Genomic DNA, 24840 nt, shown 5'->3' on the forward strand with positions numbered 1-24840 from the left:
GCGGCCCATCATCGCCCTGCGGGCGTGACGCGCGTGCGACAGGGGCTGCAGGGGGCCTCAGGGAGCTTCGACGATCGACCGGCCCGAGCCGTTGAACTCGGTCATCAGCTCGATGCTCTGGGCCGTGGTGAAGAGATCGCAGAACAGCGTGCGCTCCTCGGCGAGGCCGGCCTCGCCGACGGCTGCGGCAGCGCCGCGCACCAGGCGCTTGACGTGCGTGAGCGCCAACGGATGGCGTCGCACCAGTGCGGCAGCGATCTCCAGCGCCTGCTCGAGCACCGGCCCGGCATGGCAGGCATTGACCAGGCCGAGCGCGGCGGCCTCGCGCGGCGCGAAGGTCTTGCCCAGCAGGATCCACTCGAGCGCCCGCCCCGGGCCGACCAGGCGGGTCAGCCGCTGGGTGCCGCCGCCGCCGGGCAGCAGGCCGATGTTGGTCTCCGGCAGGCCGATCCGGTAGTCGCCCTCTTCGGCGATGCGCAGGTCGCAGGCCAGCGCGAGCTCGAAGCCGCCGCCCATCGCGAAGCCGTTGATCGCCGCCACGAAGATGCGGCCGCTGGCCTCGATGCGGCGCGTGATCCGGTGGATCGGCGCCTCCGGCACCGGCCGCGCGGGGTCGAAGCGCAGGCCGCGCGCAGCGAGCGCCCGCGCGCGCTGCTCGAGAACGCCGACGTCGAAGTGCCTGACGAAGACGCCTGGCTGCGCGCCGGTGATGACCACCACGCGCAGGCGCTCGTCGGCGTCGATCGCATCCATCGCCGCCTCGATCCCCGCCTCGCTGGCATCGTCCATGAAGCCCTGGGGCGGGTTCGACAGCCGCAGCACGGCGATGCCGTCCGCGCGACGCTGCAGCGTGGCGCGGCCGTCCGCGAAGCTCTGCTCCTGTGGGGCCTGGGTCATCGGTGCTCTCCTCTGCGGTGCGTTCGTGGCTTGCCGGCCCGGGCAGCGGCGGCTGCCGGTCCGGATCGCGACGGAACAGCATAACCATCCGGATCCGTCCGGCCCACCGCTGCGCGGCGCGCGCGGCGCGAAACGGAATGCCCCGCCGGCGGCAGGGGCCAGCCTCAGTCCGGCCGCCCAGGCCTCTGGCATGATCGCCGCCATGAAGCGCGGGCACCGGGCCCCGCAGGCAGGAGGACACCGCAATGAAGAAGATCGTCATCGAAGCGCTCGGCTCGCCCGAGAAGCAGGCCCGCTGCGTGGATGCCGCTGACCCCGCCGCGCCCGGCGCGGGCGAGGTCAGCGTCCGCATCCTGGCCGCGCCGATCAACCCGGCGGACCTGCTGCAGATCGAAGGGCGCTACGGCGTGCGCCCGCCCTTGCCCTACACGCCCGGCCACGAAGGCGCCGGCCGCATCGAGGCGGTGGGGCCGGACGTGCAGGGACTGGCGGTGGGCGACCTGGTGCTGCCCGGCGTGTTTGGAACCTGGTGCGAGCGCATCGTCTGCAAGGCCGCGGGCGTCACCAGACTGCCGCCGGACACCGATCCTCTGCAGGCGGCGATGCTGCGCGCGAACCCGGGCTCGGCCTGGGCGATGCTCGATGCGATCCCGGCGCTGGCCGCCGGCGACTGGGTGATCCAGAACGCAGGCAATTCGGCGGTCGCGGGCTTCGTGCACCGGCTGGCTGCGCGCCGCGGCGTGCGCACGATCGCGGTGGTCCGGCGCGCAGAGGCGCTTGCCGCGGCGAAGGCCAGTGGCGCCACGCTGGCGGTGGTGGACGACCATGAGCGCGGCCGCGACGACGCGCTGCAGGCGGCGGTCGCCGAGGCGGTGGGCGCCTTCGAGACCGCCGCGGGCGAGCCGCCCGCGCCCGGCGGCCAGCCGCGGATCCGCGGCGCGCTCGACGCGATCGGCGGACGCGCCACCGCGCGGCTGGCGCGCTGCCTGCACGACGGCGGCGTGGTCATCAACTATGGCCTGCTCAGCGGCGAGGACTGCTCGATCCGCCCGCACGAACTGGTGTTCCGCGGGGTACGCCTGGAAGGCTTCTGGCTGTCGAGCTGGTTCCGGGGCGCCGGGGCGCAGCGCATCCGCACGATGTACGACGAACTCGCCGAGCTGATGCGCAGCGGCACGATCTCCGCGCCGATCGCCGCCACCTACCGCTTCGAGCGGATCGCCGAGGCGCTGGCGCATTCGGCCCAGGGCGGCCGGGACGGCAAGATCCTGCTGGTCGGCGAGGACTGAGCCCGGAGCCAGAGGACGCCGGGAGCCTGGCCTGGCGCGGGACCGGGGCGCACCGGGCACCGGGCGGGCCCGGGCCTCAGCGCGGCGGCACCGCGTCCCACATCCAGCGCTGCACGATCCCGGCCCGGCGCGCCAGCGCCGCCGAGCCGCGGTTGCGGTCGTAGAAGCGGGGCCGCGGCAGCATCGCTGCCATCCGCGCCGCCTGCGCCGGGGTGAGCCTGGCGCAGGAGGTGCGCATGTGATGCATCGCGCCCGCCTCGCAGCCGAACACGCCGATGCCCCACTCGGCGACGTTCAGGTAGATCTCGAGGATCCTGCGCTTGGTCAGCACGGTCTCGAGCATGTAGGCGATCACCAGCTCCTGGCCCTTGCGCAGGTAGCTGCGCTGGCCGGACAGGAACAGGTTCTTGGCCAGCTGCATCGTGATCGTCGAGCCGCCGCGCACCACCTTGCCCTTCTTCAGGTTGGATTCGTAGGCGCGCTCGATCGCGTCCCAGTCGATGCCGTCGTGCTCGGTGAAATTGGCATCCTCGGCGGCGATCACCGCGCGCTTCAGGCTCGGGGAGATCTCCTCGTAGGGCACCCAGCGATGGCGCAGCTGCGCTTCGGGGTCCTGCTCGCGCAGGCGGTCGAGCTGCTCGCTCATGAAGCTGGTGGTCCCCGGGTCGAACCACTTGAGCCACACGACCTGCGCCAGGTACCAGAGCTGCACCGCCACGACGATCGCCACCAGCCCGGCAAGCAGCCAGGCGGCCAGTCGCAGGACGCGGCCCGGCAACGCGCCGAGCCCACCGAGGATGCGCACCAGCAGCGGCGCCTTCGAGGCCCGCCGGGAGTTCCGCCTGGGTGCGCGTGCCAAGGTCGATGCGGTCAGGAGCGGGCGGCGAGTTCTGCGCGCAGATCCCGGTAGACCGGCGCGGTCAGCGGCCGCACGCCGCGCCAGATGAAGAAGGATTCGGCGGCCTGCTCGACCAGCATCCCCAGTCCGTCGGACACGGCCGGGCAGCCGCGCGCGCCCGCCTGGCGCATGAACGCCGTGGGGCGGGCGCCGTAGACCATGTCGTAGGCGAGCCGCACGCCGTCGTAGACCGCCTCGTCCACCGCGGGCGCGGCGTCGTCCAGGCCGGCGGAGGTGGCGTTGACCACCAGGTCGAAGCCCTCGCCGCTCGCGGCGCTGCCCAGCGCGTCGAAGCCGCAGCCTGCCGCGCGGGCATCCCCGGCCAGCGCGGCGAGCTCGTGCGCGCGCGACGCCGTCCGGTTGGCGATGGTGAGCCGCGCCACCCCGGCGTCCAGCAGCGGCAGCAGCACGCCGCGCGCCGCGCCGCCCGCGCCCAGCATCAGCACGCGCGCGCCCTCGAACCGAAAGCCCAGCCGCTGCCCGATGTCGCGCACCAGCCCCACGCCGTCGGTGTTGTCGCCGTGGACGCCGTCGTCCCGAAAGGCGAGCGTGTTCACCGCACCGGCAGCCGCGGCGCGCGCGGAGCGATGCGTGCAGTAGTCGAAGGCCTCGACCTTGAAGGGCACGGTGACGTTCAGGCCCTTGCCGCCGGCCGCGCGGAAGGCCTCGACGGTGGCGACGAAGCCGTCGAGCGGCGCCGGCAGGCGATCGTAGGCGATGTCCTGCGCCGTCTGCCGCGCAAAGCGCGCGTGGATCGCCGGCGAACGGCTGTGCGCGACCGGATTGCCGATCACTGCGTAGCGGTCGGTCACCGGGGACACCTGGGGCACCTGCGGGAGGGCGGATTCGGGTTCATGCGGCGGCGGTCAGGGCGTCTTCACCGAGTCGGTGGACAGCGCGTCGTTGGTGAAGGTCCAGCTGCGCACGATCTGCAGGATGTCGCCCTCGCGGGCCATCTCCGGCGGGAAGCGCTCGTAGGGGGCGCCCGCATGCACGATCTCGCGCACTGCGCGGTTGAGCACCTCATGCTTCGAGGGACGGTCGAGGATCACGTCGACGACGTTGCCGTGCCGGTCGATCTCCACCGTGATGATCATCGTGTCGTAGAGCCTGCCGCGCGCGGCGGGCGGATAGCGGGACGTGCCGATGCGCTCGATCTTCGCGGCCCAGTCCTCGACGTAGCGCGCATAGGACACGCCGATCGCGTTGATGCCGTAGGTGAGGCGCTTGGGGCGCTTGTTGTAGTCGGAGATCTGGCGGTCGATCTGCGCCTGCAGCCTGGTGATCGCCTGCTCCACCTCGTCCGCGTCGGCGGCCTTGGGGCTGGGCTGCGCGCCCGCCTGCCGGCGTTCGGATTCGACGAAGGCCTGCGGGCCGCGCGCCAGCGCCAGCAGCCGGCGCTGCTGCTCCTCGAGCTCCTGCACCCGGCGCCGCTGCTCGCGCAGCCCGGTGCCGTCGGCCACCGCCTGCTCGGCAGGCAGCGGAGACTTCGCCCGCCCGGCGTCACGGTCGCCGCCGCCCTCCATGTCGACCTGGGCGGCGACCTCCGCCTTCACCGGCGCGCGCTCGGTGCGGGCGTTGAGCAGCACCACCTCGATCCGCGAATCGGTCGGCGCCAGCCGCAGCGGCTCGGGCGGCGCGAACTTCAGCACCGCGAGCAGCAGGTGCAGCAGAACCGACACCGCGATGCCGACGAACAGCGGATCGCGCAGCGCCTCGGGGCGCAGCGGCAGCCGCGGCAGGGCCAGCGCACTCATCGTTCAGAACCCGGGCCGGATCCGTTCACGGGAGCTCAGCCCTCCTCCGTGAACTCGGCCTCCTCGGCCTCGTCGTCGGTGAGTCCGCCGCTGGGGGGCTCGGGTACGGTCGGCGCGAGCTCGACGAAACGTGCCTGCACCGAGAGGTCGATCTCGTCGGTGGCGAGGATGTCGACGACGATGCGACGCCCCGGGGGCAGCGAAGGCAGATCGGCGAGCCGGAAGTAGAGCGGCGCGTCGGCCAGCCGGACGAGGTCCTCGCGCACGACTGCCGCCTGGGTGCGCGTGATGCCTTCCTGCGCGAGCCAGCGCAGGCACCAGTAGCGCTCCAGGTTGGACTGGAAATCGCCGTAGGCGGAATAGCGCGCATCGAACGCCGACACGATAGAGAACAGGTCGGAATCGTTGGCAGCGAAGGCCGGTTTTTCGTCGCGCAGCGCGGCGATCAGCTGGCGCTGGTTGGTGAGATCGATGTAGCGGCGCAGCGGCGAGGTGGACCAGGCGTACTGCGCCACCCCCAGCCCCTGGTGCGGCAGCGCGTGCGTGCCCATCTTCACCCGCCCCATCTGCTGCGAGCGGTAGATGCCGGCCACCTGGCGCTCGGCCAGCAGGCGGCCCCATTCGCTGTTGGCGAGAATGGCCATCTCGGCCACGATGCGGTCCAGCGGCGCATCCCGGCGGCGCTGGACGATGCGCACCCGGCCGTCCTCGACGTAGAAGCTGAAGTCGGCCCGCCCGCGGGGCTCGGGCTTGCCGCGCACCTTCTCGCGTCCCGCGCACAGCGCAAGCGTGAGCTTCCAAAGGACGCGCAGCTGCTCGCCGAAGCGCAGCGGCGCGGCCGGATCCTCCAGCACGGCCTCGGTGACCTCGTCGTCGAAGGCGTCATGCCGCAGGTTGGCCGCGATGCGGATCCGGTCCACCGTGGAGAAGCAGCGCTCAATCGCGGTGCCGCCCGCGTCGAGGTCCGCATACAGCGAAAGCACCGGCCGCTCGGTCCCCTCGTCGAGCGAGTAGGGCCGGATCGCTTCCTCGGGAAGCATGGTGATCTTGCCGCCGGGCATGTAGACGGTGGACATCCGCTCGCGCGCCAGCGCATCCAGCGCGCCGTCCCGGACAATGGCCAGGGCGGGCGCCGCGATGTGGACGCCGATGCGAAGCCGGCCGTCCGGCAGGGTCTGCACCGAAAGCGCGTCGTCGATCTCGGTGGTGGTGGAATCGTCGATCGAAAAGGCCTCGACCGGCGACAGCTCGAGCGCCAGTTCCGGCATCGGCGCGACCGGCAGTTCCGGAAAGCCGGTGCCGTGCGGAAAGTGCTCGAAGGCGAAGCGCGCGAAGTGGAGATCGTGCGCGGAGGCGAAGGCGCCGAGTTCCAGCAGCAGGCGCTCCGGCGCCTTGCGGGTGCGCTCGCAGGCGCGCTCCAGCGCGCGATGCTCGATGGCCTGCTTGTCCGGCCTCACCAGCAGCATCGCGGCGCGCTCGGCGATTGCCGGCGGCAGACGGCCCTCGACCATCGCCTGCGCGTAGTCCTCGAGCATCTGGTCCTGCTGGCGACGCCGCTCCACCGCGGCAAGCGCAAGACGCAGCGTTTCCTCGGGCGCCGGGCGGTAGCGGCCCTTGCCCTTGCGCTGGAAGTGGATGGGGGCGCCCTGCAGCCTGAGCAGCACACCCGCGGCCTGCACCGCGTCGGGACGGCCGCCGAAGTACTCGCCGGCCAGGTCGGTGAAACCGAACTCGTCGCGCGGCGCACACTCCCAGAGGAAGTCGATGTCGAGCTCGTCGGCCACCCGCTGGGCGGCCGGCAGCAGTTCGGTTGGCGATGGGGTCTCGAAGCGGAGCACGACGTGCCCGCTCTTCACCTTGCTGCGCTTGCCGCTGGCGTGTTCGACCTGCAGGCTGGCGGGAGCCTCGGACAGGATGGTGCCGGCCTTGAAGCCGCCGTCTTCCTCGAATAGGACATGGGTCATGGCCGGAGGGATTATACGGGCGGGGCCAGGCCTGCCGCCGCTGCCGCCCGACGTGCGGACGGGGGGCCGGAACAAGCCCCCGGCACGGGGCGCGCCTCGCGCCTCGCGGCCCGGGCGCTGCCGGGAGCGCCAGCGCTTACATCATGATCCCGCCCGAAACCTCGATGACGGCGCCGTTGATGTAGCTGGCGTCGTCGGAGGCCAGGAAGGCATAGACGCTGGCGATCTCGTCGGGCTTGCCCAGCCGGCCCAGGGGCACGCGATCCACCATGTTCTTCATCACTTCCTCGGGGATGGTCGCGAGGATCTGCGTCTCGATGAAGCCCGGGCACACCGCCACCGCGCGCACTCCCTTGGGACCGAGCTCGCGGGCCCAGGTCTTGGTGAAGCCGATGACGCCGGCCTTCGAGGCCGCGTAGTTGGTCTGCCCGAAGTTGCCGTACAGGCCGACCACCGACGAGGCGTTGATGACCACCCCCGAGCCCTGCGCGATCATCGTCGGGGCGACGGCCTGCGTGCACTCGAACACGCCCTTCAGGTTCACGCCGATCACCTGGTCGAACTGCGCCTCGGTCATCTTCACCAGCCGCGCGTCCTTGGTGATGCCGGCGTTGTTGAGCAGGACGTCGATGCGGCCCCAGCGCGCCTTGACGGCCTCGACCATCGCGTCGACCTGCGCCCGCTGGGTCACGTCGACCGCGTAGCCGGCCACTTCACCGCCCTCGCCCGCAAGCTGCGTGCACGCGGCCTCGACCCGCTCGGCGCCGATGTCGACGATCGCCACCCGCGCGCCCTCGCGCAGGAACCTGCGCACCGTGCTCAGCCCGATTCCGGCCGCGCCTCCGGTGACGATCGCCACCCTGCCTTCCAGTTTCATCAGTCGTCCTTCCTGGGTTGAATGAAGCCCGCGAACGCGAGCACCTCGTCCATATAGTCGGCGAAGTCCGACAGCCCGTGATCGCTGCCCTCGAGCACCAGCCGCCGGGCGCCGGGATAGCGCCCGACCATGTCCCGCCAGTCGAGCAGTTCGTCGCCCTTGGCGGCGACGAGGAAGCAGCGCCCGGGCTCGCTCAGCGCACCGATGCGCAGCGGCCGAAGTTCGTCGACGTACTCCGCGCGGAACTCGAAGGGCTCGTCGCTGTGATACGTGGTCTGCACGCCGACATGGGCGCCAAGCCCGTCGGCGGGGTCGATCGCGGGGTTCAGCAGCACGGCCCGGCAACCGAAGCGCTCGGCCAGCCAGGTGGCGTAATAGCCGCCCAGCGAGCTGCCCACCAGGGTGTCGGCCGCGGTCGGGGCGATCTGGCCGCAGATGAGTTCGATCGCAGCCTTCGGCGACGCCGGTAGCTGGGGGCAGACCAAGCGTCCGGCCATGCCGAGTTCGTCCATCCGCCGCGCCAGCAGCCGGGCCTTGAACGACTGCGGCGACGAGCGGAACCCGTGCAGGTAGATCAGCCGGGATTGCATTGCGGGCCTTCGGCTCGGCCGCCGGCCGCGACAGCGCGCGCCGCGAGCGCGTCGAGCAGCAGGCGGTGGATGCCGCCGAAGCCGCCATTGCTCATGACCAGCACCCGGTCGCCGGGCCGGGCCTCGCCAGCGATCGCCGCGACCAGCGCGTCGAGCCCGTCGCGGACCATGACCCGGGCGCCCAGCGGCGCCATCGCTTGCCCGACGTCCCAGCCGATGCCGCCGGAGTAGCAATAAACGAAATCGGCGCCCGCCAGGCTTGCGGCAAGCCGCGATTTCATCGTGCCGAGCTTCATCGTGTTCGAGCGCGGCTCGAGCACCGCGAGGATGCGCTCGCCGGGCGCGAGCCGCGCCCGCAGGCCGGCGATGGTGGTTTCGATCGCAGTGGGGTGATGGGCGAAGTCGTCAATCACGGTGACCCCGGCTTCGACGCCGCGCACCTGCATCCTGCGCGCGACGCCCGCGAAGCCCTCCAGCGACTGCACTGCGGACTCGGCCGGGACCCCCACGCAGGCCGCCGCCGCCAGCGCCGCCAGCGCATTGGAACGGCTGTGCGTGCCGGGCATCGGCAGACGCGCGCAGCCGACCCGGAGCTCGCCGCGCAGCACGTCGAACTCGCTGGCCTCGGCCGACTCCTCCACTTCGCCGACATGCCAGCCGGCGGGCGTGTCGAAATCCTCCCGGGCGCTCCAGGCTCCGCGCGCCAGCACGCGGGCGAGCGCCTCGTCGGCGCCGTTGACCACCAGCGTGCCGATGCGCGGAACGATCCGCACCAGATGGTGGAACTGTGTCTCGATGGCGGCGAGATCGGGGAAGATGTCGGCGTGATCGAACTCGAGGTTGTTCAGGACCGCCACCCGGGGCCGGTAGTGAACGAACTTCGAGCGCTTGTCGAAGAAGGCGGTGTCGTACTCGTCCGCCTCGATCACGAACAGGTCGCTGCCGCCCAGCCGCGCCGACACCCCGAAGTTGGACGGCATGCCGCCGATCAGGAATCCCGGCGCCAGCCCGGCGTCCTCGAGCAGCCAGGCAAGCATCGAAGCAGTGGTGGTCTTGCCGTGGGTGCCGGCCACCGCGAGCACGCGGCGTCCGTGCAGCACCTGCTCCGCGAGCCACTGCGGCCCCGATGTGAAGGGCAGCCCGGCGTCCAGGATGGCCTCCATCAGGGGGTTGCCGCGGGTCACCACGTTGCCCACCACCCAGAGATCAGGCTGCAGCGCAAGCTGCGCGGGCTCGTAGCCTTCGATGAGATCGATTCCCAGCGCGCTCAGCTGGTCGCTCATCGGCGGATAGACGTTGGCGTCGCAGCCGGTGACGCGGTGGCCCGCCTCGCGCGCCAGCGCGGCGACCCCGCCCATGAAGGTACCGCAGATGCCGAGGACGTGGATGTGCATCGAGACTGTCGGGTGGGCGCCCGGAGCGCGCGGCGGAAGCCCGGGATTCTACCGTAGGCCTTTCGCCGGCCCGGCCGGGCTCCGGTAGACTGCCGCCCATGGATTCCGGACACGATGGCCTGCGGCGCGAGATCGCTGCCGCCGCGGCCAGGCTGATCGCCGACGGCGGCCTGGACTATGGCAACGCGAAGTTCAGGGCCGCGCGGGAGCTCTGCGGCGGGCGGGCCCCGAAAGGATCGCTGCCGGACAACGACGAGATCGACGAGGCTCTGCGCGAGCACCTCGAGCTCTTCGACGAAGGCCACGCGCAGCGGGTCGACCGGATGCGCCGCACTGCCGCGGCGCTGATGGAGCAGCTCGCTGCCTTCCACCCACTGGTCACCGGCGGTGTCTGGAAGGGCATCGTCGCCGAACATGCCCCCATCCACCTCCAGCTCTTCCATGACAACGGCAAGGAAGTCCAGTTCTGGCTGCTCGACCACAAGGTCGACTTCGACTCCGATTCGGTGCCGCACTTCCGCGGCCACGGTGAAGTGGAAGCCGTCGGCTTCGACTGGCAAGGCGAACCGGTGATGCTTTCGATCTACCGCTCCGACGATCTGCGCGGCGCGCTGCGCGCAGGCACCGGCCGACAGCCGGATCGCGGCGACCGCGCTGCGCTGGTCGCCCGGCTGGAGGCCGCCCGATGACCCCCGCGCGCCGAGCCCTGCTCTATGGCGGCGTCGCCGCCGGCTTCGCCTCGCTGGGCGGATGGTTCGCCTGGCGCCGGTATGCGCCGCAGCCGGCTTCGGAGGCCGCCACCCGGCTGCTCTATGGCCAGACCCTGCCGGATTCGGCCGGCGGCAGCCTCGATCTCGCCTCGCTTCGGGGCAAGACCGTGGTGCTCAATTTCTGGGCCACCTGGTGTCCGCCCTGCGTGGAGGAGATGCCTGAGCTCGCCGGCCTGCACCGTGAAATCTCCGGGCGCAACGCGCTGGTCGTCGGCATCGGGATAGATTCGGCATCGAACATCAAGGCTTTTGCGGAGAAAGACCACTATCCCTACCCGCTCGTCGTCGCAGGCATGGGCGGCACCGAGCTCGCGCGCCAGCTTGGCAATGTCAGCGGCGCCTTGCCGTATACTGTCGTGATCGACGCAGATGGCCGCGTGATCGACCGCAAGCTCGGCCGGATCAAGCTGGAACAGTTGAGAGCCACCGTGCTCGCCACCATCGCCAGGGCCGGCAGCTGAGGGCCGCAGCCACCGCCGCCGGCTCCCCTGCCGCATTCCCGGCACCCAAAATGCTTCGAATCTCCTGGAAACACTGGACAAGATCCGGTAACCGCGCGCAAAATCGCGCCTTCTTTCCGGCGACGGGGCTTTCGCTCCTGCGCGTGCATCCTGGAAACCGGACCAATCGATGCTGATCTGGGTGATTCACGGCCCCAACCTGAACCTGCTCGGCAGCCGCGAGCCCTCGATCTATGGCGCGGCCACCCTTGCCGACATCGATCGTGAACTCATCGCGCTTGGCGAGGCCGATGGCGTGCGCGTGGAGACCTTCCAGTCCAATCACGAGGGCGCGCTGGTCGACCACATCCAGCACGCTCCGGCAGCGGAGGTCGGGTTCATCGTCATCAATCCTGCGGCATACACGCATACCAGCGTCGCGATCCGCGATGCGCTGGCGGCGGTTGCCGTTCCTTTCATCGAAGTGCACCTCTCGAACGTGCACAAGCGAGAGCCCTTCCGCCATCGGTCGTTCCTGTCCGACCTGGCGGTGGGCGTGATCGCCGGGCTCGGCGCAGGCGGATACCGCATGGCGCTGCAGCACGGCATCGAAACCCTCAAGCGATAGGCCGACATGGCCACCGGAGCAATCTCGATGGATTTGCGCAAACTCAAGACCCTGATCGACCTCGTTTCCGAGTCAGGGATCTCCGAACTGGAGATCACCGAAGGCGAAGGCAAGGTGCGGATCGTCAAGAACCCCCCGCCCGTCGCGTCGGTGCAGATGATGGCGCCGCCGGCGCCCGTGCCGGCCGCGCCGCCGGCTCCGCCCGCGGCCGCAGCCGCGGCACCCGTCGATTCGGCGCCTGCGCTTCCTGCCGGCCACATCGTCAAGTCGCCGATGGTGGGCACGTTCTACCGCGCGCCGCAGCCCGGCGCCGAGGCGTTCACCAAGGTTGGAGCGACGGTCAAGGTCGGCGACACGGTCTGCCTGATCGAGGCGATGAAGCTGCTCAACGAGATCGAAGCGGACAAGGCCGGCGTCATCAAGGCAATCCTCGTCGAGAACGGGCAGCCGGTGGAATACGGTCAGCCGCTGTTCGTGATCGAGTGACCGGACAGGCCACCGATGTTCGAGAAGATCCTCATTGCCAACCGCGGCGAGATTGCGCTGCGGATCCAACGCGCCTGTCGCGAACTCGGCATCAAGACCGTGGTCGTGCACTCCGAGGCCGACACCGAAGCCAAGTACGTGAAGCTGGCCGACGAGTCGGTCTGCATCGGGCCCGCGCCCTCGCGTGACAGCTACCTGAACATTCCGGCGATCATCAGCGCCGCCGAGGTCACCGACTCCGAAGCCATCCACCCCGGCTACGGCTTCCTGTCCGAGAACGCCGACTTCGCCGAGCGGGTCGAGATGAGCGGCTTCGTGTTCATCGGCCCCCGCCCGGACTCCATCCGCCTGATGGGCGACAAGGTTTCGGCCAAGGACGCGATGAGGAAGGCCGGCGTGCCGGTGGTGCCCGGCTCGGAAGGCGCGCTGCCGGAGGACCCGAAGGAAATCGTCCGGATCGCGCGCGCAGTCGGCTATCCGGTGATCATCAAGGCGGCCGGCGGCGGCGGCGGCCGTGGCATGCGCGTCGTCCACACCGAAGCAGCGCTGCTCAACGCCGTGACCATGACCCGCTCGGAGGCCGGCGCCGCCTTCGGCAATCCAGCGGTCTACATGGAGAAATTCCTCGAGAACCCGCGGCACATCGAGATCCAGGTGCTCGCCGACGAGTACCGTAACGCGATCTACCTCGGCGAGCGGGACTGCTCGATGCAGCGGCGCCACCAGAAGATCATCGAAGAGGCACCGGCCCCCGGCATCGCCCGCCGGCTGATCGACCGGATCGGCGCGCGCTGCGCTGACGCCTGCAGGAAGATCGCCTACCGCGGCGCCGGCACCTTCGAATTCCTGTACGAGAACGGCGAGTTCTACTTCATCGAGATGAACACCCGCGTCCAGGTGGAGCATCCGGTCACCGAGCTCGTCACCGGCATCGACATCGTCCAGCAGCAGATCCTGATCGCCGCCGGCGAAAAGCTCTCGCATCGCCAGCGCGACGTGCAGATCAAGGGCCACGCGATCGAGTGCCGGATCAACGCCGAGCACCCTTACCGCTTCACGCCGTCGCCCGGGCGTATCACCGCCTGGCACCCTCCCGGCGGGCCTGGCATCCGTGTCGATTCGCATGCCTACACAAACTACTTCGTGCCGCCGAACTACGATTCGATGATCGGCAAGGTGCTTGCCTACGGCGACACCCGCGAGCAGGCGCTGCGGCGCATGCGGATCGCGCTGTCCGAGATGGCGGTCGACGGCATCTTCACCAACATCCCGCTGCACCGCGAGCTGCTCACCGACGCCAACTTCGTCACCGGAGGCACCTCGATCCACTACCTCGAGCAGCGCCTCGCCCAGCGCAAGGGCACGGGGGCCGGCGAATAGCGCCGCCGGAGTCCGCCCCATGTCCCTTCGCGAGCTCATTTTCCTGGCCGGCGCCGACGAGGTCGACCACTGGTCCGACGCCCTGCTCGAGGCCGGCGCCCTGTCGGTGCAGGCCGAGGACGCCGACGCCGACTCCCCCGACGAGCAGGCGATCTACGGCGAGCCGGGAATCCCCGCGGTCCGGGCCGGCTGGGACCGCACCCGACTGACCGTGCTGATCGCCGAGGACGACGACCCGGCCGCGGTGCTCGCCCGCGCCGCGACGGAAGCCGGACTGCACGCCCCGGAAGCGTTCGAAGTGCATGAGCTCGCCGACCGCGACTGGGTGGGCGCCTCGCAGGCGCAGTTCACGCCGATCCCGGTCGGCGACCGTCTGCTGATCACGCCGTCCTGGCACATGGACGAACTCGCCCGCCAGGCTGATGGCAATGCGGACGACCGGATCACCATCGTCCTGGACCCCGGCCTGGCCTTCGGCACCGGCAGCCACCCCACCACCCACATGTGCCTGCAGTGGCTGGGCGAGCACCTGCGACCCGGCGAGCGCGTGATCGACTACGGCTGCGGCTCGGGCATCCTCGCCATCGCCGCCGCGCGCCTTGGCGCGGGCGCGGTTGTCGGCGTCGACATCGACCCTCAGGCGGTTTCCAGCACCCGGGCCAACGCACTGGTCAACGGCGTAGAGATCGACGTCCGTCTCAGCACCGAAGCCCCTCCCGTGCCGGCCGACGTAGTCGTCGCCAACATCCTGTCGAACCCCCTGAAGGTGCTTGCGCCGATGCTTTCGGCGCTGGTGGCGCCCGGCGGCCGCCTGGTGCTGGCCGGACTGCTCGACCGGCAGGCAGCCGAAGTCGCGGCCGCCTACCCGTTGATCGACCTCACCGTCTACGCCGAACGCGAGGGCTGGGCTTGTCTGGCCGGCGCGAAGCGTCGATGATCCCCGGTCGATGGCCCTCGCAACGACCTGCCCGCAGTGCAAGACCAGCTTCAAGGTGGTGCCCGACCAGCTGAAGCTGCGTCGCGGACTGGTGCGCTGCGGCGTCTGCCACCACGTCTTCTCGGGCATCGATTCGCTGCGCTACGTCGAGGACCTCACCGGCCAGCCGGTGGCGGCGAGCGCGGCCATCCTGCCCCCGTCGCTGCGGCGCGAGACCGCCTCGGCGGAGCGGATCGAGCCTGAGCCTGTCGAGCCTGAGCCTGCCGAGCCTGAGCCTGCCGAGCCTGAGCCTGTCGAGCCTGAGCCTGTCGAGCCTGAGCCTGTCGAGCCTGAGCCTGTCGAGCCTGAGCCTGTCGAGCCTGAGCCTGCCGAGCCTGAGCCTGTCGAGCGTGAGCCTGTCGAGCGTGAGCCTGTCGAGCGTGAGCCTGGGCAGCCGCGCGTCAGGGCGCCGGCCGCTGCGCTTGCCCAGCCGCGCGACGACGACGAGGCGGACGCGGTCGACTTCTTCGCCGACGAGCGCAGCGCGCGGGGCTTCTCGAGCCGCGGCGCCGCCTTCGCTTCGGTGGTGTCGGTGGCGCTTGCCGCGCTGCTGCTGCTGCAACTGACGATCGGCGGACGCGACTGGCTGGCGTCGCGGATGCCCTCGATCGGCCCCGTGCTGGCGGCGACGCTGGCCCCGCTGGGGCTCCGGGTGACGCCGCCGCTGGAGATCGGTTCGCTCACCATCGAATCCTTCGAGCTTCAGCCTGCGGCGGAGGACACCCTCTACGCGGTCAGCGCGCTGCTGCGCAACCGCACCGGCCACGTCGTGCAATGGCCTGCGCTCGAGCTGTCGCTGCTCGACGATGCAGGCGAGGTGGTGGTGCGCAGGGTGCTCCGGCCGCCGGACTATCTGCAGGACGCTGCCGCGGCAATGCGCGTGGGCGTGGGCCCGCGCGCCGAGCAGCCGCTGCGCGCGGCGATCGAGGTGCGCGAGGCCGCGCCCACCGGCTACCGCGTCCGGCTCGTCGCCCCCTGAACCGCCTCTCTCCCCAAGGATCCCAGATGACGCAACGCGTGCTGATCAGCGGCTCGGTCGCCTACGACACCATCATGGTGTTCGAAGGGCACTTCAAGGACCACATCCTTCCCGACCGGGTCCACATGCTCAACGTGTCCTTCCTCGCGCCGCGGATGAATCGTGAGTTCGGCGGCTGCGCGGCGAACATCGCCTACAACCTGAAAGGCCTCGGCGGCAGCCCGATGGTGCTCGCCACCGTGGGGCGCGACGCCGGCGACTACCTGGCGCGCCTGCGCGCGCAGGGCATCGACACCGCCCAGGTGAAGACGCTCGACGACCACTACACCGCGCAGGCCTTCATCACCACCGACCTCTCCGACAACCAGATCAACGCCTTCCATCCGGGCGCCATGTCACAGGCGCACACGGTGTCGGTGCACGATGCGCTGCCGGCCGCCTTCGGCATCGTGGCGCCCAACGGCAAGGAGGCCATGCTCACGCATGCGCGCCAGTTCCGGGAAGCAGGAGTGCCCTTCGTCTTCGACCCCGGACAGGGCCTGCCGATGTTCGACGGCGAAGAGCTGCGCGCGCTGATCGACGCCGCGACCGCGGTGGCGGTCAACGACTACGAAAGCAGCGTGCTGTCCGAACGCACAGGATGGAGCGAGGAGCAGATCGCCGCGCGCGTCGAGGCGCTGATCGTCACCCTTGGCGCCGACGGCGCACAGGTCTGGACCGGCGGCACCCGCACCGCGATCCCCGCCTGCCAGGTGACGGCTACGGTCGACCCGACCGGCTGCGGCGACGCCTTCCGCGGCGGCCTGCTGCATGGCCGCTCGCTGGGCTGGGACTGGGTGGCTTCGGCCCGTCTCGGCAGCACGATGGGCGCGCTGAAGATCGAACACCAGGGCGCGCAGAACCATCCGATCGTGCTGGACGAGGTCGCGGCGCGGCACGCGGCTGCGTACGGCGCGCGGCCCTGGTAGCTCGCTGCCGGGCAGCATGGCCGCCCGCCAACCCAATCGCGGCGACGGCGGCCGGCCCTGCTGCACCGGCGAGACCGGCAAGTCCGGCAAATCGGCTGCGCCGGACTAGGCGCTGCCGAGCAGCAGCTGCCTGACTTCTCCCTCCGGCAGCCCGCACTCCAGACGCACTCGCTTGCGCCTGCCCGTCTGCCCCGAGACCAGCTCCACCTCGCGCAGCCTGAGGCCCAGGCGATCCGCCAGCCAACGCTGCAGGGCCTCGTTGGCCTTGCCATCCACCGGCGGCGCAGCCAGCCGAAGCTTCAGGCGCCCGTCGGCGATGCCCTGCACCTCGGTGCGGCGCGCGCCTGGCTGCACCCACAGCAGAAGCGACCAGCCGCCGGCGACCGGCTCGAGCCAGCCGTCGTCGCTCGACGACTGCGGTTCAGGCCGCTGCGACAAGCGAGAAGAACAGGGACTCGAAGAGCGTCAGGAGCACCTGCGCGATCACGATCAGGATCAGCGGCGAGAGATCGACGCCGCCGATCAGCGGCACGACGCGCCGCAGCGGCGCAAGGAAGGGCCGCGTGAGCTGCTCGATGGTGGGCGCCACCGGCGCCTGCGGATTGACCCAGGACAGCACTGCGTGCAGCAGCACCAGGCCCATCACGAGGTAGATGGCCCACTTGACCAGCCAGAACACCGCCAGCGGGATGACCGCGATGAATTTCGGATCGGAGCCGCGCGCGAACATCACCGCCCAGACCAGGCCGAGCGCAAGTGCGATCAGCACTGCGGCGGCCAGGCTCGCCCAGTCGTTGCCGCGCGACGGCGCAAGCACCTTGCGCAGCGGGCGCACCAGCCAGTCGGTGATCGCAATGACGAACTGGCTGACGGGGTTGCGGGGCGGCAGCTGGAAGCGCATTGCCGCCGCCCGCAGCAGGCACGCGGTGGCGAGCAGGCTGCCCAGGGTCTCGATCAGGAACCAGAGTGCACGGGACATGCGGCGGGCAGGCGCGAGGGCCCGTCGTTCGGAAAGTGCGGCCGATTGTCGCACAAAAAAAACCCGCCCCGGTGCTGCCCGAGGCGGGTGCCGGAGCGCATCCGCGGCCGCCCGCAGGCGGCCGGGCGCGGAATCCTCAGGGCTTGGGACCGGTCGGAAACGGCCAGGCCGTTGCCGGGTTCACCGGCTTCGCCACCCCCTTGCGCGCAACGGCCTTCTTCGCCGCCACCGCCTTCTTCGGCACGGCCTTCGCCGGCGCAGCCTTCTTCGCGGCGGGCCTGGCTACGGCCTTCGCCGCCACGGGCTTCGCAGCGGCCTTCTTCGCGGCCGGCTTGTTCGCCACGGCAACCTTCTTGGCCACTGCCTTCTTGGCCACTGCCTTCTTCGCCACTGCTGCCTGCTTCGCAACGGCCTTCTTCGCAGCCGTCACCTTGCTGGCCACCGCCTTCCTGACGGCGCTCACCTTCGTGGCCACCGCTTTCTTCGCAGCCGTGACCCTGCTGGCCGCACCCTTCTTGGCAGCGGTCACTTTCGTCGCCGCAACCTTCTTCGCAGCGACGACCTTCTTGGCCGCCGGCTTCTTCGCCGCGACCGCCTTCCCAGCCGCCGGCCTGGCTGCCACGGCCTTCTTCGCCGCGGGCTTCGCCGCGACGGCCTTCTTCACTGCAGGCTTCTTCGCCGCCGCCTTCTTGGCCGCGGGTTTCTTGGCGCTCGCCATCTGGACTCTCCTTAGGTTGGCATCGCTATCATGGAAACCCGTTGCAGAGCGTCAGCGGCGCTGCACGGGCCATTCATCGGCGCAGGAACGTCCGCGGCATTTCGCCGCATCCCTACGCTAATGAATCCGGCACGCGGAAAGCTCCGGCCGATCCGGCCGGGCGCTTCCCTTGAAGGACACGGGGACGCGGCAACGACATGCGTCCAGCCGGTCGGGCGCATCGGGCGAGCCCGGATGCGACGCAAGCACAGCGGAGGAGAGGATGGCGATGCGGCCGCGCATCGCATGCCGCGGCCTGCGCGGCAATGCAACTCCCCGAAGGAAGTCACCGGAACGTGCTCGTTCCCGGAAGGCATCCGAGGTCTCGCTTCAATGCAGACGTTTGAGTCATTGACTTGACGCGAGATTTCCCTCTTGTTCACACCGCCGATCTTACGACGGTGGTATCACCCGGGCAACGCCGGAAACCGCACGACTTGACATTCGGCGCAGGCCTTCGGCGTTCTCGCAACAGCAAAGCGTGCGACGCCGCGAAAGGTGCGCGCCGATGAGTCCGCGGTCAGTCCGCCATCAGTCCGCGAACGGGCGCTGCAGGCCGGTCGAACTCACGCTGCCAAGGTAGCGCGGCCAGTCGAAGAACGGTCCCGGGTCGACCTTGCGCCCCGGAGCGATGTCGCTGTGCCCGGCCACCCATCGCAAGCGATGACGCGCGCACAGCAGCGCGGTCAGCGCCGCGAGCCGCCGGTACTGCGCCTCGGTGAAGCGGGTGCGTCCGTCGCCCTCGAGCTCCACGCCGATGGAGAAATCGTTGCAGCGCTCGCGCCCGAGGAATGCGGAGGCGCCCGCGTGCCAGGCGCGTTCGTCGCAGCCGACGAACTGCAGCAGCTCGCCGCGCCGCCGGATCAGGAAGTGGGCGGAGACGCGCATTCCGCGCAGCTGTTCGAAGTACGGATGCGCATCCGGATCGAGGCGACCGGTGAACAGCCGCTCGATCGCATCGCCGCTGAAGCGGCCCGGCGGCAGGCTGATGTGGTGGACGACGAGCAGGTCGACGACCGCGCCTGCCGGCCGCGCATCCCGGTGCGGCGAGCGAGCGGCGCGCGCGCCCGCGAGCCAGCCGCCGTCACCGGAATCGGCCCAGCCGAGCGCGCGGCGGCTCATGCGCGCGCCATCGCGTCAGTGGATGTCGAGACGCTGCATCCGGTAGCGCAGCGCCCTGAACGTGATGCCCAGGAGCTTCGCCGCCGCGGTGCGGTTGTGGCGCGTCTTCTCGAGCGCGCGCAGGATCGCCTCGCGCTCGAGCTTGTCGAGGTAGTCGGGCAGCGCGTCGGGAATGCCGTCCTCGCCCACGCGCACCGGACGGCCCGCGGCGGGCGCGGCGGCCGCGCCCTCGGGCAGCGGCGCGCGCTCGTCGGCCTGCGCGTCGCTGACCGCCGGCCGCAGGCCGAGGTCCTCGACGTTGATCACCTCGCCGTTGGAGAAGGCCAGCGCGCGCTCGAGGATGTTCTCCAGCTCGCGCACGTTGCCGGGGAAGGAATAGCTGCACAGGTAGCGCACGGTCACCGACGCGAGCCTCGGCGCCTGCGCAAGCCCGGCGCGCTTCGAGAGGCGCGCGAGGATGGCCTCCGCCAGCGCGGGGATGTCGTCCTGACGCTCGCGCAGCGGCGGCAGGCGCAGCTCGATGACGTTGAGCCGGTAGTAGAGATCCTGCCGGAACCTGCCGGCAGTCACGCACTGCGCGAGGTCCTGGTGGGTGGCGCTGACGATGCGAACGTCCACCGGCTCCTCGATCGTGGCGCCGACCTTGCGCACGCGCTTCTCCTGGATCGCGCGCAGCAGCTTCACCTGCATCGGCAGGGGCAGGTCGGCGACCTCGTCGAGGAACAGCGTCCCGCCGCTGGCCGCCTGGAAGAAGCCTTCGCGCTCCTGGTCGGCGCCGGTGAAGGCACCCTTGCGATGACCGAAGAACTCCGACTCCATCAGCGCCTCGGGAATCGCGCCGCAGTTGACCGCGACGAAGGGCTGCCCGGCGCGCAAGCCCGAGCGGTGCAGCAGCCGGGCGGCGAGCTCCTTGCCCGAGCCCGACTCGCCGGTGATCGCCACCGGCGCCATGCTGCGCGCAAGCCTGAGGATGGAGGCGCGCACCTCGCGCATGACGGCGGAATCGCCAAGCAGATCTCGCGCAGGATCGGCCGCCGAGCTCTGCTGCGCTGGCGCTTCCGCGGCCAGCGGCGCGGTCTGCACGGCTGCGCGCACCAGGTTGCGCAACGAGTCGAGCGCCACCGGCTTGGCCAGGTAATCGAAGGCGCCCGCCTTGAGGGCCGCCACTGCGTTCTCCGCGCTGCCGTAGGCGGTGATCACCGCCACCGGGGTGTTCGGATGCAGCTCGGTGATCTTCGCGACGAGCTCGAGGCCCTCGCCGTCCGGCAGGCGCATGTCGGTGAGGCACAGCGCGTAGGCGTGGCGCGCGAGCAGCGCGCGCGCCTGCGCCAGGTCGCCGGCGCAGTCGACGTCCAGCCCCATGCCGACGAGGGTGAGCTCGAGCAGCTCGCGCAGGTCGGCTTCATCGTCGACGACCAGCACCCGGGGCACGCCCGCAGTGCGCTGCGGATCGCTCATCCGCCCTCCGGCTGCGCGGCGGCGATCACGAAGGCAGTACGATGCCCGCCCGGCGCCGTGGACACCTCGTAACGCAAGGCTGCGCCGTTGGCGGCGCAGAACTCGCGTGCGAGGTACAGGCCGAGGCCGGTGCCCCTGCTCTCGGTGGTGAAGAAAGGTTCGAACACGTGCTCGATCATGCCGGGAGCCAGGCCCGGACCGTCGTCGGAGACGCGCAATTCTAAGCGATCAGCCGGGTCGCGCCGCCACTGGATCCGCACCGCACCGGGCGCGTCCGACGCGTAGCGCAGCGCGTTGCCGATCAGGTTCACGAGCACCTGCCGCAGCTGCCCGGGATCGAAGAGGATCGGCGCGTTCGCGGACAGCGCCACCTCGATCCGGCGCCGATCCGTGCCCGTCATCACGACGATCTCCGGGATCAGCACCTCCAGGAAGCGCGCCAGCTCCAGGGGCTCGACCGAAGGACGCTCGCGGCGCGCGATCGCGAGCACGTCCTCGACGACGCGATCGATCCGCACCGTGTTGGTCTCGACGATGCGCGCCAGGCGCTGCAGGCGCGGCTCGCCCAGCTGCTCGGCGAGCAGGCCGTTGGCATGGCGGATCGCCGCCAGCGGATTGCGGATCTCGTGGGCGATCGACGCGGACAGCCTGCCCATCGAGGCGAGCTTGAGCTGCTGCGCGCGCTCCTCGAGCTCGCGCAGGTCGTCGATCACCACCACGGTGTCGCCGAGCGCGCCGCTCTCGGGCCGCAGCGCGCGCACCCGCACCCGGTGACGCTCCGCCACGCCCGGCTCGTCGAGCGCGAGCTCCAGGCCTTCGTGGCCAGCTGCCTCCAGCGAATGCGCCGCGCTGCGCACGCGCGCCAGCGCGCCCGCACCGCCGCCGGCCGCGAACAGCGCACGCGCCGACGGATTCATGGTCCGCACCCCGCCCGCGCGGTCGAACACAACGACGCCCTGGCCCAGCTGCGCCACCACCAGCTGCGTCACTGCGAGCTGGCTGCGCAGGTCGGCGCCGCGCTCCTGGGCCAGCGCCTCCTGCGCCGACAGCCGGCTCGCCAGCCAGCCGACGAGCGCGGCGGTGACGAAGCAGGCGGCGCCGATCACCCCGGCGGCAAAGAAGGCAGTGGGCTCGAAGCTGGGCGCGGCAAGCTGCCGCAGGCTCGACTCCGCGAGCAGCATCAGCGTGGCAGCAGCAGCGAAGAAGGCCGACAGACGCGGCGGAGCCAGCACCGCAGCACCGGCCACCGCGGCCACCGTGAGCACGCCCAGGCCGCTGCGCGGCCCGCCCGCCGCATGCATCAGCAGCACCAGGCAGGCCAGGTCGGTGAGCGCCTGCGCGACAAGCTGCAGCATGAAGTGCCGCTTCCACCGCCCCGCCACCGCCAGAAACAGGAAGGACAGGGCCAGCCAGGCGAACGAGACCGCGGCATAGAGCCGATCATGGACGACGACATCGGCCCAGGGCACCCGCCCGCCGACGATCGCAGGCAGCACCAGCACGGTGGCCAGCACCACCCGCGCCAGCGAGAGCAGGCGCAGCGAGGTCCAGAAGGACGCGCGCGGCGCCGCCCGCGCCTCAGGCGGCGCGGTCAGCGGCGCGGTCGGCATCCCGGTGGGCAGGGCTGCAGTAGAAGCGGCCGCCCTCTTCGACCGCCTCGGAGGCGGGGAAGTGCACGCCGCAGTGCGCGCAGGGGACGATGCGCTCGTCGCGGATCGCCTTGCGGCCGCCCTGCCCGGCCCCGGCAGCGCCTTCGTCGCCCTGCCGGGCGCGGCGCGCAGCCTCGGCCTTGCGCTGGAGCACGCCGACCAGGCGCCAGGCCAGGTAGCCGACCAGCGCCATCACCACCCAGGAGAGGATCTTGCCCATGGGATCAGACGCGCCTGAGGATGACTTCGAGCACGAAGCGGCTGCCCACGTAGGCGAGCAGCAGCACGCCGAAGCCGGCCAGCGTCAGGCGCAGCGCGGTGCGCCCTCGCCAGCCCCAGAGCCGGCGACCCACCAGCAGCGCGCCGAACAGCGCCCAGGCGATCAGCGCGAAGACGGTCTTGTGATCCAGCCGCAGCGCGCGGCCGAACACCTCTTCGGAGAAGACGATGCCGCTCAGCGCAGTGAGGGTGAGCAGCCCGAAGCCCAGCGCGATCAGCCGGAAGAGCACCCGCTCGAGCACCATCAGCGCGGGCAACTGCTCGATCCAGCGCGCCAGCGGCGAGGATTCGCGCGACAGCCGATGCAGCGCGCGCGACGCGGCGATCATCAGCAGCGCGTGCACCGCCGCGAGCAGCAGCACCCCGTAGGCCAGCGTTCCCACGACGAGATGCGGCAGGAAGAGCGGCTGGCTGCGCTCGACGGTCATGACGATGCCCGGGAAGACCAGCGGCAGCAGCGCGGCCACCGCCGCGACCGGCAGCACGCCGACCCGCAGCGCCTCGATGCGCACCGACAGGCCCTCGAACCAGAGCAGCAGCACCCCGACCCAGAGAGTGGCCGACAGCGCGAGCGCGAAACCGAAGTGGAAGCCGCCATCGACCCGCATGCCCGCGTGCAGCGCGAAGCCGTGCGCAGCGAGGCCGGCGAGCATCAGCGCCGAGCCGAGTTCGCGTACGCCGGGACGTCCGGGAGGGGCAGGATCGGCGCCCGCGTCCCAGCCCGCAGCGCCCATCGCACGCAGCGAGCGGCGCCACGCCAGCAGGTAGAGCAGCGCCGCGAGTGCCGGGGCGATAACCAGTAGAATCGACACGATCCCAGTTTACTCCAAGCCCATGCTCGACAATCTCTCCCAGCGGCTCGCCCGGGTGGTCAAGACCATCAAGGGCGAGGCGCGCCTCACCGAGGCCAACACGCAGGAGATGCTGCGCGAGATCCGCATCGCGCTGCTGGAGGCCGACGTGGCCCTGCCCGTGGTGCGCGACTTCGTCGCGAAGGTCCGCGAGAAGGCGCTCGGCCAGGACGTGCTGCAGAGCCTCACGCCCGGCCAGGCGCTGGTCGGCATCGTCAACCGCGAGCTCGCCGAGCTGATGGGCGGCAAGGCCGCCGAGCTCAGCTTCGCCACCCAGCCGCCCGCGATCATCCTGATGGCCGGCCTGCAGGGCGCGGGCAAGACCACCACCGTCGGCAAGCTCGCCAAGTGGCTGCGCGAGAACCTCAAGAAGAAAGTGCTGACCGTCTCCTGCGACGTCTACCGGCCGGCCGCCATCGAGCAGCTGCGCACGGTCACCGAGCAGGCGGGCGCCGACTTCTTCCCGTCGACGCCGCAGCAGAAGCCCGCCGACATCGCGCGCGACGCGCTCCAGTGGGCCAAGACCCACTATCACGACGTGCTGCTGGTCGACACCGCCGGCCGGCTGGCCATCGACGAACAGATGATGGCGGAGATCGCCCAGCTGCACGCGCAGCTCAAGCCGATCGAGACCCTGTTCGTGGTCGACGCGATGCAGGGCCAGGACGCGGTGAACACCGCGCGCGCCTTCAACGAGACGCTGCCGCTGACCGGCGTGGTGCTCACCAAGCTCGACGGCGACTCGCGCGGCGGCGCGGCGCTCTCGGTCAAGGCGATCACCGGCAAGCCGATCAAGTTCGTCGGCGTGGGCGAGAAGCTCACCGGGCTCGAGAGCTTCCACCCGGAGCGGATGGCCAACCGAATCCTCGGCATGGGCGACATCGTCTCGCTGGTCGAGGAAGCCCAGAAGGCGGTCGACGAGAAATCCGCCAAGGCACTGGCCGACAAGCTCAAGTCGGGCAGCCGCTTCGACCTGAACGACTTCCTCCAGCAGCTCGGGCAGATGAAACGGATGGGCGGGCTGTCCTCGCTGGTCGACAAGCTGCCGGCCCAGTTCCAGGCCGCGGCGGGCCAGGCCGACATGGGCAAGGCCGAGAAGGAGCTCAAGCGGATGCAGGGCATCATCCATTCGATGACCAGGGCCGAGCGCGCCAAGCCCGACCAGATCAAGGCGAGCCGCAAGCGCCGGATCGCCACCGGCGCGGGGGTTCAGGTGCAGGACGTGAACCGCCTGCTGGCCCAGTTCGACCAGATGCAGTCGATGATGAAGAAGATGCAGAAGGGCGGCCTCGCGAAAATGATGCGCGGGATGAAGGGCATGATGCCCGGCGGGCGTTGACCGGCGGGGCCGCAGGCGGGGCCGGCGCAATCGCGCGCTGCACGCAGGTGGTGCGTGGCGCGCGCGCGTTGCGGGGCGCTCACTGCGTCGCCCCGGCATTGCGGGGCGTCCGT

Annotated in this window: 26 protein-coding genes; 10 read left to right on the plus strand and 16 right to left on the minus strand. The window is 70.9% G+C overall.

The genetic code is table 11. The features are described from left to right. Positions 1-57: 57 nt before the first annotated feature. Positions 58-897 (minus strand): enoyl-CoA hydratase/isomerase family protein, encoded by an 840-nt coding sequence (locus HNQ70_RS08100; protein ID WP_183966145.1) that lies wholly within the window; start codon positions 895-897, stop codon positions 58-60. A 245-nt stretch (positions 898-1142) separates the two neighbouring features. Here HNQ70_RS08100 and HNQ70_RS08105 point away from each other — a divergent pair, with 245 nt between their 5' ends. Beyond that, positions 1143-2186 (plus strand): zinc-dependent alcohol dehydrogenase family protein, encoded by a 1044-nt coding sequence (locus HNQ70_RS08105; protein ID WP_183966147.1) that lies wholly within the window; start codon positions 1143-1145, stop codon positions 2184-2186. Between the two features lie 76 nt (positions 2187-2262). On the opposite strand, the gene mtgA is transcribed toward HNQ70_RS08105, so the two are convergent. From mtgA to mpl, 7 genes are all read right to left on the minus strand, one after another. Further along, positions 2263-2991: a monofunctional biosynthetic peptidoglycan transglycosylase gene (gene mtgA / locus HNQ70_RS08110; protein ID WP_343060689.1), complete on the minus strand. Its 729-nt coding sequence runs from the start codon at positions 2989-2991 to the stop codon at positions 2263-2265. 65 nt (positions 2992-3056) lie between these two features. Next, a complete protein-coding gene (aroE, locus tag HNQ70_RS08115) occupies positions 3057-3896 on the minus strand; it encodes a shikimate dehydrogenase (RefSeq protein ID WP_183966149.1) in 840 nt (279 codons plus the stop codon). A gap of 54 nt (positions 3897-3950) precedes the next feature. Next, positions 3951-4841 (minus strand): energy transducer TonB family protein, encoded by an 891-nt coding sequence (locus HNQ70_RS08120; RefSeq protein WP_183966151.1) that lies wholly within the window; start codon positions 4839-4841, stop codon positions 3951-3953. Positions 4842-4876: 35 nt separating this feature from the next. Further along, positions 4877-6805, minus strand: a complete 1929-nt coding sequence (locus HNQ70_RS08125) for a ribonuclease catalytic domain-containing protein (protein WP_183966153.1) — start codon at positions 6803-6805, stop codon at positions 4877-4879. A 136-nt stretch (positions 6806-6941) separates the two neighbouring features. Then, positions 6942-7682 (minus strand): 3-oxoacyl-ACP reductase FabG, encoded by a 741-nt coding sequence (gene fabG, locus HNQ70_RS08130; RefSeq protein WP_183966155.1) that lies wholly within the window; start codon positions 7680-7682, stop codon positions 6942-6944. Next, complete coding sequence (locus HNQ70_RS08135; protein WP_183966157.1) at positions 7682-8272, minus strand: YqiA/YcfP family alpha/beta fold hydrolase; 591 nt, start codon at positions 8270-8272, stop codon at positions 7682-7684. Before HNQ70_RS08135 ends, fabG begins: the two co-directional genes overlap by 1 nt. After that, positions 8257-9666, minus strand: coding sequence for a UDP-N-acetylmuramate:L-alanyl-gamma-D-glutamyl-meso-diaminopimelate ligase (mpl, locus tag HNQ70_RS08140; protein ID WP_183966159.1), 1410 nt, complete (start codon positions 9664-9666; stop codon positions 8257-8259). The genes HNQ70_RS08135 and mpl overlap by 16 nt, the downstream gene beginning before the upstream one ends. Before the next feature lie 98 nt (positions 9667-9764). On the opposite strand from mpl, the gene HNQ70_RS08145 reads away from it, so the two are divergent. From HNQ70_RS08145 to HNQ70_RS08180, 8 genes are all read left to right on the plus strand, one after another. Then, positions 9765-10355 carry a hypothetical protein gene (locus HNQ70_RS08145; protein WP_183966161.1) on the plus strand — a complete coding sequence of 197 codons (591 nt, stop codon included), beginning with the start codon at positions 9765-9767 and terminating at the stop codon, positions 10353-10355. Continuing rightward, positions 10352-10897 carry a TlpA family protein disulfide reductase gene (locus tag HNQ70_RS08150; protein WP_183966163.1) on the plus strand — a complete coding sequence of 182 codons (546 nt, stop codon included), beginning with the start codon at positions 10352-10354 and terminating at the stop codon, positions 10895-10897. The genes HNQ70_RS08145 and HNQ70_RS08150 overlap by 4 nt, the downstream gene beginning before the upstream one ends. Positions 10898-11066: 169 nt before the next feature. After that, positions 11067-11504: a type II 3-dehydroquinate dehydratase gene (gene aroQ, locus HNQ70_RS08155; RefSeq protein ID WP_183966165.1), complete on the plus strand. Its 438-nt coding sequence runs from the start codon at positions 11067-11069 to the stop codon at positions 11502-11504. A gap of 27 nt (positions 11505-11531) precedes the next feature. Further along, a complete protein-coding gene (gene accB / locus HNQ70_RS08160; protein ID WP_183966167.1) occupies positions 11532-11990 on the plus strand; it encodes an acetyl-CoA carboxylase biotin carboxyl carrier protein in 459 nt (152 codons plus the stop codon). A 15-nt stretch (positions 11991-12005) separates the two neighbouring features. After that, the gene (accC, locus tag HNQ70_RS08165) at positions 12006-13370 is read left to right on the plus strand and encodes an acetyl-CoA carboxylase biotin carboxylase subunit (RefSeq protein WP_183966169.1); all 1365 of its coding nucleotides are present in this window, start codon (positions 12006-12008) and stop codon (positions 13368-13370) included. Positions 13371-13389: 19 nt separating this feature from the next. Then, positions 13390-14307 (plus strand): 50S ribosomal protein L11 methyltransferase, encoded by a 918-nt coding sequence (gene prmA, locus HNQ70_RS08170; protein ID WP_183966171.1) that lies wholly within the window; start codon positions 13390-13392, stop codon positions 14305-14307. Positions 14308-14317: 10 nt separating this feature from the next. Next, positions 14318-15325 (plus strand): DUF3426 domain-containing protein, encoded by a 1008-nt coding sequence (locus HNQ70_RS08175; protein ID WP_183966173.1) that lies wholly within the window; start codon positions 14318-14320, stop codon positions 15323-15325. Positions 15326-15351: 26 nt separating this feature from the next. Then, positions 15352-16293: a carbohydrate kinase family protein gene (locus HNQ70_RS08180; RefSeq protein WP_183966175.1), complete on the plus strand. Its 942-nt coding sequence runs from the start codon at positions 15352-15354 to the stop codon at positions 16291-16293. A gap of 105 nt (positions 16294-16398) precedes the next feature. On the opposite strand, the gene HNQ70_RS08185 is transcribed toward HNQ70_RS08180, so the two are convergent. The 8 genes from HNQ70_RS08185 to HNQ70_RS08220 form a co-directional block, all read right to left on the minus strand. Further along, positions 16399-16731 (minus strand): DUF167 domain-containing protein, encoded by a 333-nt coding sequence (locus tag HNQ70_RS08185; RefSeq protein ID WP_183966177.1) that lies wholly within the window; start codon positions 16729-16731, stop codon positions 16399-16401. Then, the gene (locus HNQ70_RS08190; protein WP_183966179.1) at positions 16715-17272 is read right to left on the minus strand and encodes a YggT family protein; all 558 of its coding nucleotides are present in this window, start codon (positions 17270-17272) and stop codon (positions 16715-16717) included. Before HNQ70_RS08190 ends, HNQ70_RS08185 begins: the two co-directional genes overlap by 17 nt. 136 nt (positions 17273-17408) lie before the next feature. Then, on the minus strand, positions 17409-17990 hold the full coding sequence (locus HNQ70_RS20630) for a histone H1-like repetitive region-containing protein (protein ID WP_183966181.1): 582 nt from the start codon (positions 17988-17990) through the stop codon (positions 17409-17411). 570 nt (positions 17991-18560) lie between these two features. Beyond that, a complete protein-coding gene (gene ampD / locus HNQ70_RS08200; RefSeq protein WP_183966182.1) occupies positions 18561-19151 on the minus strand; it encodes a 1,6-anhydro-N-acetylmuramyl-L-alanine amidase AmpD in 591 nt (196 codons plus the stop codon). 15 nt (positions 19152-19166) lie between these two features. After that, a complete protein-coding gene (locus tag HNQ70_RS08205; protein ID WP_183966185.1) occupies positions 19167-20609 on the minus strand; it encodes a sigma-54-dependent transcriptional regulator in 1443 nt (480 codons plus the stop codon). Next, positions 20606-22219 carry a sensor histidine kinase gene (locus HNQ70_RS08210; RefSeq protein WP_183966187.1) on the minus strand — a complete coding sequence of 538 codons (1614 nt, stop codon included), beginning with the start codon at positions 22217-22219 and terminating at the stop codon, positions 20606-20608. The genes HNQ70_RS08205 and HNQ70_RS08210 overlap by 4 nt, the downstream gene beginning before the upstream one ends. Further along, complete coding sequence (locus tag HNQ70_RS08215) at positions 22188-22478, minus strand: PP0621 family protein (RefSeq protein ID WP_246434841.1); 291 nt, start codon at positions 22476-22478, stop codon at positions 22188-22190. Before HNQ70_RS08215 ends, HNQ70_RS08210 begins: the two co-directional genes overlap by 32 nt. Positions 22479-22482: 4 nt before the next feature. Continuing rightward, entirely contained in the window at positions 22483-23349 is an 867-nt protein-coding gene (locus HNQ70_RS08220; protein WP_343060690.1) for a cytochrome C assembly family protein, read from the minus strand. Positions 23350-23371: 22 nt separating this feature from the next. Here HNQ70_RS08220 and ffh point away from each other — a divergent pair, with 22 nt between their 5' ends. Further along, positions 23372-24727 carry a signal recognition particle protein gene (gene ffh / locus HNQ70_RS08225; RefSeq protein WP_183966189.1) on the plus strand — a complete coding sequence of 452 codons (1356 nt, stop codon included), beginning with the start codon at positions 23372-23374 and terminating at the stop codon, positions 24725-24727. Positions 24728-24840 lie beyond the last annotated feature (113 nt).

This window comes from Quisquiliibacterium transsilvanicum (genome assembly GCF_014202215.1).
Lineage (GTDB): Bacteria > Pseudomonadota > Gammaproteobacteria > Burkholderiales > Burkholderiaceae_E > Quisquiliibacterium > Quisquiliibacterium transsilvanicum.